The 6225-nt window shown below is 66.3% G+C and carries 4 protein-coding genes and 1 rRNA gene; 2 read left to right on the plus strand and 3 right to left on the minus strand.

The window, feature by feature from the left end; translation table 11 throughout:
* Positions 1 to 178 precede the first annotated feature (178 nt).
* Positions 179 to 2329 carry a TonB-dependent receptor family protein gene (locus ACFPN5_RS00210; RefSeq protein ID WP_379778839.1) on the plus strand — a complete coding sequence of 717 codons (2151 nt, stop codon included), beginning with the start codon at positions 179 to 181 and terminating at the stop codon, positions 2327 to 2329.
* A 4-nt stretch (positions 2330 to 2333) separates the two neighbouring features.
* Here the strand turns inward: ACFPN5_RS00210 and ACFPN5_RS00215 are convergent, their stop codons facing one another.
* Together ACFPN5_RS00215 and ACFPN5_RS00220 are read right to left on the minus strand one after the other, a co-directional pair.
* Complete coding sequence (locus tag ACFPN5_RS00215; RefSeq protein WP_379778842.1) at positions 2334 to 4661, minus strand: TonB-dependent receptor; 2328 nt, start codon at positions 4659 to 4661, stop codon at positions 2334 to 2336.
* 178 nt (positions 4662 to 4839) lie between these two features.
* Positions 4840 to 5196 (minus strand): hypothetical protein, encoded by a 357-nt coding sequence (locus tag ACFPN5_RS00220; protein ID WP_379778845.1) that lies wholly within the window; start codon positions 5194 to 5196, stop codon positions 4840 to 4842.
* A gap of 200 nt (positions 5197 to 5396) precedes the next feature.
* Between ACFPN5_RS00220 and ACFPN5_RS00225 the strand changes: the two genes are divergently transcribed.
* Positions 5397 to 5882, plus strand: coding sequence for a YbhB/YbcL family Raf kinase inhibitor-like protein (locus tag ACFPN5_RS00225; protein WP_379778848.1), 486 nt, complete (start codon positions 5397 to 5399; stop codon positions 5880 to 5882).
* Positions 5883 to 5978: 96 nt separating this feature from the next.
* On the opposite strand, the gene rrf is transcribed toward ACFPN5_RS00225, so the two are convergent.
* A 5S ribosomal RNA gene (gene rrf, locus ACFPN5_RS00230) occupies positions 5979 to 6091 on the minus strand.
* Between the last annotated feature and the right edge of the window lie 134 nt (positions 6092 to 6225).

Raw genomic sequence — 6225 nt, forward strand, 5'->3', positions numbered from 1 at the left:
CCGGTTTGCGGTGTCGCTGGCCCGGGGTCGGCCCCGAATTCGGCGCCTGGCACGCCCAGTCCACGTTCAATGCAAGCGCCGTGCCACCGGGTTACCATGGCAAAGTTATTGCTTGAATAGCACTTGGGGCAGTGCCAAGGGCGAGCACTTCCATCCCACACCGTTATCGGAGACACGCATGCAGCAGCAACCATTTCCCTCCCGGCGCCGCGCCATTGCCGCGCTGTTCGCAACCGGCGGCGCCGCGTTCGCAGCCCACGGCAGCGCCATGGCCGCCGACGAGCAACTGCAGCAGGCCACGCCCATGCCGGTCGTCATCGTCACCGGCAGCCGGATCGAGCAGGACAGTTTCGATTTCCCGGGCGCGATCGACAATGTCGACGCGGCGCGCATCGGCGACACCCAGGTGCGGGTCAATGCCTCCGAGGCGCTGGCCTCGGTGCCCGGCCTGGTGGTGCACAACCGCGAGAATTACGCGCAGGACCTGCAAATCTCGTCACGCGGCTTCGGTGCGCGCTCGGCCTTCGGGGTACGCGGCGTGCGCCTGATCGCCGACGGCATACCGGCCTCGATGCCGGACGGCCAGGGCCAGGCCGCAACCTTCAACCTCGACCTGGCCGAACGCATCGAGGTGCTGCGCGGGCCGTTTTCCGCGCTCTACGGCAATCACTCGGGCGGCGTGATCCAGTTGTTTACACGCGAGGGCGGCGGCCCGCCGGCGTTAGAGACCACTGTCTCGGGCGGCAGCGACGGGCTGCGCAAGGTGGACATCAGTGCCCAGGGCGAAGCCAGCGGCATCAAATACCTGCTCGACGCCTCGCGCTTCGATACCGACGGCTACCGCGACCACAGCGCTGCGCGCCGCGACCAGGGCTTTGCGAAGCTGAGCATGACGCCGAGCGACACCAGTCGCCTGACCATCACCGCCAGTACGCTGACCCAGGACGACACGCAGGACCCGCTGGGCGTCACCTGGGCCACCTTCCAGCGCGACCCGCGCGCCGGCGAAATCGACACCACGGACCCGCAAACGCCGCAGCGCACGCTGGCCAAGCGCTACAACACGCGCAAGAGCATCGAGCATACCCAGGCGGGCGCCACCTTCGAGCAGCGTTTCGGACAAGACCGCCTGCGCCTCACGGCCTGGGCCGGCAACCGCCAGGTGCTCCAGTACCAGGCGTTCTCGCGCGGCTTCCAGGCGCCGCCTACCCATTCGGGCGGCGTGATCGACTTCGACCGCGACTTTTACGGCGCCGACCTCCAGTGGATGACGGTGCGCCAGGTGGCCAACGGCAAGCTCAGCACCACGTTCGGGGTCGAGTACAGCCGTTCCGAGGACGACCGCCAGGGCTACGAGAACTTCATCGGCAACGAGTTCGGGGTCAGGGGCGCGCTGCGGCGCGACGAGATCAACAAGCTGTCGAACTTCGACCCGTATGTGCAGACGCAATGGGAGAGCGGCCCCTGGACGCTGAGCGCCGGACTGCGCCGCAGCAGCCTGGACGTGGAAGTAAGCGACCGCTTCCTCGCCAACGGCAACGACAGCGGCGGCGTCGACTACAGCAAGTGGACGCCGGTCGCGGCCGTCATGTACAAGGTGTCGCCGCAGCTGAACGTGTATGCCAGCGCGGCGCGCGGCTTCGAGACGCCGACGCTCAACGAACTGTTCTATTCGGCCGGTGGGACCGGCTTCAACTTCCGGCTGCAGCCAGCCGTCAGCCGCAACATCGAGGTCGGCGCCAAGGCCAAGCTGGGGGACAACACACGGGTCGAGGCCGCGCTGTTCCAGGTGCGCACCGACGACGAACTGGTGGTCGAGACCTCGGGCGGTGGGCGCACCAGCTACCGCAACGCCAGCGAAACGCTGCGCCGCGGCGCCGAGCTGTCGCTCGACAGCCAGCTTGGGGCCGGTTTCAGCACCCGGGTCGCGCTCACGCTGCTGCGCGCCACCTACGAGACTCCGTTCGGCAGCGTCGCCGCCGGCAGCCGCCTGCCGGGCGTGCCGCGCGCGAACCTGTTCGGCGAGCTGGCGTGGAAGGACGCCGGCGGGCGCTTCGGCGCCGCACTCGAGACGATCGCCAGCAGCAAGGTGTATGCGGAAGATACCAACAGGGAACAGGCCGCGCCCGGCTACGCGGTCGTCAATGCACGTGTGCAGGCGCGGCAGAGCGTGGATCGCTGGCGCTTCAGGCAGTTCGTGCGGCTGAACAACGTGTTCGATCGCAGCTACGTCGGCTCGGTCATCGTGGGCGACGCCAACCGGCGCTATTACGAAGCCGCGCCGGGACGCCAGTGGATGATCGGCATCAGCGCGCAGTACACCTTCTGATCGTTTAGAAGGTGTAGCGCAGGCCCGCCACGATCGAGCGTGGCGCGCCTGGCGCGACGAAGCGTGCATGCGCTGCGTCCACCGGGCCCTCGTGCGGTGCCAGCAGGCGGCCCTGCGGGAACAGGTCGGGCGCCACCGCGCCGAAGGTTTCGTAGCGCCGGTCGAACAGGTTATTTACGCGCGCGAACAGCTCCCAGCCCGGCGCCGGCCGGTAGCTTGCCCGCAGGCTCACCAGCACATGCCCGCGCACGCGCCAGTCGGCACGCTCCGGTTCCTCGCCTGGCTCGGGATCTTCGACCAGTCCATCCTCATTCCCCTGGGTGACCAGGCTGCTTGCCGCCTGCAGGTCGAGGCCGACATCGGTCCGCGCGCCTGCTTTCCAGTCCAGTGTCAGCTTGCCGCTGTGCCTGGGCAAGCCCGCCAGCCGCGTGCCACGGCGGACCTGCACGTTGCGGGCGCCCGTGAACAGTTCGTCGTCCGCATCGTACTGCGCTTGCAGATAGCTGTAGGCCAGCCGCACCTCCAGGCGCCCGAACTGCTGCGTGAGGGTGGCATCGAGCCCCTGGTGGCGGGTGCGCTCGACGTTGGCGAAATACCCCTGGCGCGACGGGGCGCTGAGGAACAGGATATCGTCCCGGTTGCTGGTGCGATGCAGGGAAACGACATAGCGCCCCCCCTCAAGCCGTCCGCGCACCCCGGCCTCCAGCGTGCGCGCGATCACCTGCTTCAGGTAGGGGTCGGCCTGCAAGCCAACCGGCAGGCGGCAGGGATTGTCCGGATCGGCGCAGCCGAGCTCGATGACGGTCGGCACCCGGTTGCCCTGGGCGATGTTGGCAAACACGGTGGTCCCGGCACCAAGCTGATGGGTGAATCCGAGCGACGGGTTGAGCCGGGTATAGGTAAAACTTTCCGCCGGCTGCAGTCCGCGCTCGTTGGTGAGCGTGTTGTCGACCCGCGCGCGGTTCAGGCGCGCGCTTGCGGTGAGCTGGGTGGCCGGCGACAAGGCGCGGCTCGCGGCCACATACACCCCGAGGGCGCGCGAGCTGCCGGTTACGGAAGCGTCGGGCTCGCGCTCCTCGCCCGGGTCGCCGATCACTTCGCGCGTGGAACTGATGAAGGCCTCCTGCTCGAACTGGGCATAGTCCGACTTGCTGTAGTCAAAGGTGATGCCGGCGTCGAACCGGTCGCCACCGCGCCGCGTGCTGAAGGCGGCGCTTATTCCCCGGCCCTGCTGGCGGGTGCTGGTGGTGTTCAGGACGCCTGGATGCAGCGCAGCGCCCTCGGCGCGTGTGAACCCGCATCCTGATGCGTCGAGTGCGGCGCCATCGTCATCGAAACCGTCCTCGCAATCCTCAACATAGTCGTCGTAGGCTTCGCTGAGGTCGCCATTGACGGTATCGCGGCGGCTGTTGCGCAGGTAGGCGGTGGCCGTGACTTCGCTGTCCGGGCTCAAGCGGTGGGTGACATTCAGCGTGCCCTGCCCCAGGCGATTGCGCGTGGTGTCCGGATGGGTGTAGACGGCGTGCCGGTCGTCTCCGTACAGGGAGTCGGGCAGCAACCCGTTGCCGCGCAGGCGGCTGCGGCCGCCGAGCAAGGCCAGGCTCCAGTCGGTGTCCTGCTGCGAGCGGCCGATTTTAAGGAGCAGGTTGCCCAGGTGCCCATTCGAATGGTCACGCCAGCCGGTGTCGTCGAACCAGGTGGCGCCGACGAAGCTGTGCCATCCCCCATCGCCATGCCAGCCGTGGGCGAGGTCGGCGCGGCGGCGGCCGCGGTCGCTGAACGACAGGCCGGCTTCGCCGCCGGGATGGCTGATGCCTGATTTGGTATTGAAAGCGAGTGCACCGCCGAGCGTATTGAGGCCATACAGCGGGTTGGCACCGGGAACCAGCAACACGCTGCCGATCGCCGCCTCGGGCAGCATGTCCCAATTGACCACGTCCCCGAACGCTTCGTTCACCCGCACCCCGTCCAGGTAGACGGAAATTCCCTGTGCGCTGCCCAGCACGGGCGAGGCACGAAAGCCCCGGAAAGTGACATCGTTCTGGAACGGGCTGCCGGACACCTCGTTGGCGTTCACGCCAGTCAGGTTGCGCGTCATGAATTCGGCCAGGTTGTCCCCGCCGGCCTTGCGCAGCGCCTTGCTGGTGACGAGCTGCACCGGGTAGGGCAACAGGTCGCGTTCGATGCCCAGGCCCGGCAAGGGCGCGATGCCGATGACTTCGACACGGGCGATCTCGCCTTGGGCGGACGCGGGTTCGGCATGGACGCAAGGCGGCAGCAGCGTGGCAGCGACGAGACAGGCAAGACAAGTACGCGTCGGCGGGTGGTTCATGGCCTGGGGGCGTGGAGGCAGAAGGCTGGAGGCGGCATGCGGGTTCCGTGGAGTTGATCGGATCGATCAGGCAGGTGCAAGCGGCATGCCATGGCTGAAGCGGGCATGCGCGTGCACGGTTGCGCAAAAACGGAACAGGTGTTGCGGCGCGATTGTCACGCCAGGTGAACAGTCCGCTTCAGTGTCGGCCGCCGCGGTGGCCCCAGCCGCCGCGGTACCCTGAGCCGCCGTGGCCGCGCCAGCCGTGTGCGTGACCGTGACCACGCCACCCGTGTCCATGGCCGCGCCAGCCATATCCGTGATGCTTGCCGTAATATCCGCCATGGTGACGGTGCTCGTAAAAGCCGAAGTTCAGGGAAACGGGCGGGCCGACGTAAGTTGGGTAGCCGTAGGCCGGATAGCCGTAGGTGGAATAGCCGTAGGCCGGGTAGGTGTATCCGGCATAGTACGGATCGTAGACACAGCCGGCGAGACCGCCTGCCAGCAACAGTGCGGCGACGAGCCGCCAGACTGCGCGCCTGCTTCGAGTGTCCATGTCAGCGCCCTCCACCGCCAGCAACTGATTCCAGTCTAGCCACGGCCACGGGGTTTGCAACGTCGACGCTGTAAGCGGGTGTAACACGCAGGCTGCGCGGCTGTCAAAAGACATGGGGATAGCGCCGCCGGCAGCGATAGGCCGTTTCCCCTGGCGAACCGGCGCCGCCTTGCGCGCCCTTGGCGAAGACGGAGGCGACGATGAGCCTGTCCCTTAGCTCGTCCGATTTCAGCGCCGGAGGCGCAATCCCCGTACAACACACATGCGACGGCGGCGACCGTTCGCCGTCACTGTCGTGGTCGGGCGTGCCGGCCGGTACGAAAAGCATGGCGCTGGTGGTCGACGACCCGGATGCGCCCGACCCGGCGGCGCCGAAGATGACATGGGTGCATTGGGTGCTCTACAACATTTCTCCAGAAACACCCGGGATGGCCGCCGGTATTCGTGAATCGGCGCTGCCGGCGGGAACACGGGCTGGGCTGAATGATTGGAAAAACACGGCTTACGGCGGGCCCTGCCCGCCGGTCGGCAAGCACCGCTACTTCCACAAGCTGTACGCGCTGGATGCCGTGTTACCGGATCTGGGACACCCGACAAAGAAACAACTGGAACAGGCGATGCAGGGCCACGTTCTGGAACAAGCTGAACTGGTCGGAACGTATCAGCGGCCGGATGCGCTCGGCTAGCAGACGCCAGAATAAGGTCTCGAGAATCGAGCGTAAAAAGCAAGGGACGAAAAAAAACCCGCTCAGATCACTGAACGGGTTTTTTCTTTATAACTAGCCTGACGATAACCTACTTTCACACTGGTTGCAGCACTATCATCGGCGCAAAGTCGTTTCACGGTCCTGTTCGGGATGGGAAGGGGTGGGACCGACTTGCTATGGTCATCAGGCTTGACTTGTACGGGCAGCGTTCACGTGAACGTGGCCCTGAATCTGGAAGAAGTAATGTTTGGGTAGTAGAGGTTCAACAAACAGCACACTGTATTCTCATCTATAACCTGCCAAGGTTATAGGGACAAGCCGT

Origin of the sequence: Massilia niabensis (genome assembly GCF_042655085.1) — a bacterium.
Classification (GTDB): domain Bacteria; phylum Pseudomonadota; class Gammaproteobacteria; order Burkholderiales; family Burkholderiaceae_D; genus Telluria; species Telluria niabensis.